A 3,491-nucleotide genomic window follows, 5' to 3' on the forward strand; every position below is an offset into this window, starting at 1 on the left:
AGCCGCGAAGCGCCGCGCGGGCGGCGCTCGATCTCATAGGCGCTGAAAATGCTTCGGCGAACACCTACCGGCGCTCGATCTCACAGGCGCTGAAAATGCAACGCCGAACACCCGCTAACCCTGCAAATTTACTGACGAACCCCTAATGGCCGCTATCTTCATCGCGCCTGATATTCCCCGACCAGCCTGTCGAGAAACCCATGGAGCTTCTGGTTCATCTCCCCCCATTCGTTAGCTCGCAGTGCATCGGGTTGTTGCACGAAGCGCCGGTCGCTGAGGCTGGCCAGTTCCGTTTCCGACGCGGCAATCAACAGTTCGACGACCTCGGCGGTAAACTCCATGTGGCACTGAAATCCATAAACCAGCGGGCTGTATTCAACGATCTGGCGTGGGCAGCCTTCGCTGGTGGCGAGTATTTTGGCGTCAGCCGTCAGACCCGGCATGTCGTTGTGCCAATGTCCAACCTGCAGGACCTCGCCAAAGTGCGCGACCTTGTCGTTGGCTTTGCCGTCGGCGGTGAGGCGTATGGGAAACCGACCGATCTCTTTTTCCGGGCTGTGTTCGAAACGCACGCCCAATGCCTCGCCGATCAGCTGGGAGCCCAGGCATACACCGACCACGGCTTTACCGGCTGTGATGGCTTGCCGGATCAGCCGGCACTCGGCGGCAGCATCGAAGTGCGGGCATTGCACCAGGGTGGTGGCCGGGTCTTGTGGCCCGCCCAGTACCACCAGCAGGTCGAAGTGGCTCGCATCCGCAGGCAGGGGTTGGTTGGCGTAGACGCGGGAATAGCTGGCCTTGTGGCCGCGCGTCTCGACCCAGGTTTCATAGGCGCCGGGCGCTTCGAACGCTTCGTGGACGATAAAGTGGACTTTCATGGTGTTTCTCTATGCAGAGGGTGCAGAAGAGCTGCCCGGCAGCGACGTGCTACCGGGCAGGCCTGGAGGGGTCAGTTGGCTGCGCCCAGCGTTTCCAGCAAGCCTTTCAGGTAGTCACTGCCTTGCGCATCCAGCGCTTGCAGCGGCAAGCGTGGCCCGCCGACATCCTGGCCGAGCAGTTTCAGGCCGGCCTTGATGGTAGTGGGCAGGCCACGGCGGGTGATGTACTCGAGTAGCTCGTACTGGCGGTAGAACAGCGCGCGGGCTTCGGCCAGCTGGCCTTGCTGCACGGCGTCCCACAGCGCCAGGTTGAGGGCCGGGATCAGGTTGGGCGCGGCGGTGCACCAGCCCGTGGCGCCGGCCACCAGGGCTTCCAGGGTCAGCGGGTTGCAGCCGTTGTAGAACGCTACCTGGCCATCGGTGGCCTTGAACAGGCGGTGCATGCGCTGAATGTCGCCGGTGCTTTCCTTGACCATGGTCACATTGGGCACCTCGCCAAGGATGCGCAGGATCAGCTCCACCGACAGGTCGGTGCCGCTGGTACCCGGGTTGTTGTACAGCATGATCGGAATGTCGATGGCGGCGCCCACTGCCTTGTAGTGGGCGACCACTTCGGCTTCGGTGAGCTTCCAGTACGAAACCGGCAGCACCATCACCGCCGTGGCGCCGCAGGCCTGCGCCAGGCGGGCACGCTGCACGGTGCGTGCAGTGGTAAGGTCGGAGACGCTGACCACGCTGGGCACGCGCCCGGCAATGTGGGCCTGGCTGAAGCGCACCACGCTTTCCCATTCGCTGTCGGACAGGTAGGCCCCTTCGCCGGTGCTGCCCAGTGGCGCGATAGCGTGCACGCCGCCGTCGATCAGGTTGTCGATGGACGTGCCCAGGGCTTCCAGGTCGAGCGTGCCGTCTGCCGTGAAGGGAGTGATGGTGTAGCCGATAACGCCGCGGATTACAGGTGTAGACATGACCAGGCACCTCTGCCGTTGTTAAGGAAAGAGTACAGCTTCAATCAGCCCAGGCAGTCGCCGTGGGCACGCAAGGCACGGCGCGCGTAGTAGCTGAACGCGGCGCCATGACGTTTGGGGGTGGAGATCCAGTCATGGGCCTCTTTGCCCAGCGCTTCGGGGATCGGGCGGATCTCACCAGCGCCCATGGCCAGCAGCTGCATCTTGGCTGCCCGCTCGAACAGCAGGGCGAGCACGCAGGCCTCCTCGATCGAACGGCCGGCGATCAGCAGCCCGTGGTGGGAAAGCAGGATTGCCCGCTTGTCGCCGATCGCTTTCGAGATGATCTCGCCTTCTTCATTGCCCACCGGCACGCCTGGCCACTCTTTGAGGAACGCGCAGTCGTCGAACAGCGGGCACAGGTCCATGTGCGAAATCGCCAGTGGCACCTCCAGCATCGACAGGGCGGCGCTGTGCAGCGGGTGGGTGTGGATGATGCAGTTGACGTCGGGGCGGGCGCGGTACAGCCAGCTGTGGAAACGGTTGGCCGGGTTGGCCATGCCGCGGCCTTGCAGCACGGTGAGGTCTTCGTCCACCACCAGCAGGTTGGAGGCAGCGATTTCGTCAAAGCCCAGGCCCAGTTGCTGGGTGTAGTAGGTGCCGGGTTCTTGCGCGCGGGCGGTGATCTGCCCGGCCAGGCCGGAGTCGTGGCCGCCGTCGAACAGGATGCGGCAGGTGAGCGCGAGTTTTTGCCGGGCGCTGTAGGTGTTGTCGGCCAGTGCCGTCAGCATCTGCTGTTGGGCGAGCTTGACCAGTTGGTCCTTGGGGGTGTGCATGGTGGTCGTCATGGGCGGTACCTGCTGGTGAAAACGCGAGAGGTTGCTGAGCGACGTAGTGGGTCGTCAGGACACATGGCGATCATAATGACACTTAGTGTCATATTCAAGTTTATCGTGACACATAAATTGGGCGCCTCGCAGCCCAAGTGGTTTGCAGATAAATGCAGAGGGGCCGCATCAGCCGTTGCTGCCCCTTTCGGTCGGGTTTAACGTGCGGTCTGGTTATCCATGCGGTGAACAAATGACTCTGGAAGCAGAAGTGCGGCTCGCCCGGCAAGCCGACCTTGAAGCACTCTTCGAGCTTGATGCCATTGCGCAGCGTGAAGATTGCCGGCGGCAGTCCATTGCCCGCGCGGTAGCGAGCGGCCAGTGCTGGGTGGCAGCGGATGCCGATGATGCCGCGGAGCTGTTGGGCTATGGCGTGCTGGATAACTCATTTTTCGGGCAGGATTTCATACCGCTCGTGGTGGTGCGGGATTCGGCACGCCGGCGGGGTATTGGTGCAGCCATCCTGCGTGTGCTGCAGTCCCGGTCACTGGGGGACAAGCTGTTTACCTCGACCAACGCGTCTAACCTGCCGATGCAGGCGTTGCTCGGCAAGCTCGGTTTTGTTGGCAGTGGCCAGGTTGAAAACCTGGATGACGGTGACCCGGAACTGGTTTTTGTGAAGTTCAGGTCCTGAGTTTCGCAGGGGCAGCGGATGGCACCGGCTTTGCCGGTGTTCGCGGCTAAAGCCGCTCCTACATGGGACAGCGTGAGCCTGAAGCAGCGCGGTCAAATGTAGGAGCGGGTTCACCCGCGAAGCAGGCGACGCGGTGTATGGCACCGGC

General features: G+C 62.9%; 4 protein-coding genes. 1 reads left to right on the top strand and 3 read right to left on the bottom strand.

All coding sequences use genetic code 11. The annotated features are described in order from the left end of the window. Positions 1-158: 158 nt before the first annotated feature. The 3 genes from IAE39_RS29205 to IAE39_RS29215 form a co-directional block, all read right to left on the bottom strand. Positions 159-878 (bottom strand): type 1 glutamine amidotransferase, encoded by a 720-nt coding sequence (locus IAE39_RS29205; protein ID WP_201207928.1) that lies wholly within the window; start codon positions 876-878, stop codon positions 159-161. A gap of 71 nt (positions 879-949) precedes the next feature. Beyond that, the gene (locus IAE39_RS29210) at positions 950-1,843 is read right to left on the bottom strand and encodes a dihydrodipicolinate synthase family protein (RefSeq protein ID WP_201207929.1); all 894 of its coding nucleotides are present in this window, start codon (positions 1,841-1,843) and stop codon (positions 950-952) included. Positions 1,844-1,887: 44 nt separating this feature from the next. After that, the gene (locus IAE39_RS29215) at positions 1,888-2,670 is read right to left on the bottom strand and encodes an aldolase (protein ID WP_201207930.1); all 783 of its coding nucleotides are present in this window, start codon (positions 2,668-2,670) and stop codon (positions 1,888-1,890) included. Positions 2,671-2,902: 232 nt separating this feature from the next. Here IAE39_RS29215 and IAE39_RS29220 point away from each other — a divergent pair, with 232 nt between their 5' ends. Then, positions 2,903-3,343 carry a GNAT family N-acetyltransferase gene (locus IAE39_RS29220; protein WP_201207931.1) on the top strand — a complete coding sequence of 147 codons (441 nt, stop codon included), beginning with the start codon at positions 2,903-2,905 and terminating at the stop codon, positions 3,341-3,343. Positions 3,344-3,491 lie beyond the last annotated feature (148 nt).

The organism is Pseudomonas sp. S37, assembly GCF_016658545.1.
Taxonomy (GTDB): domain Bacteria; phylum Pseudomonadota; class Gammaproteobacteria; order Pseudomonadales; family Pseudomonadaceae; genus Aquipseudomonas.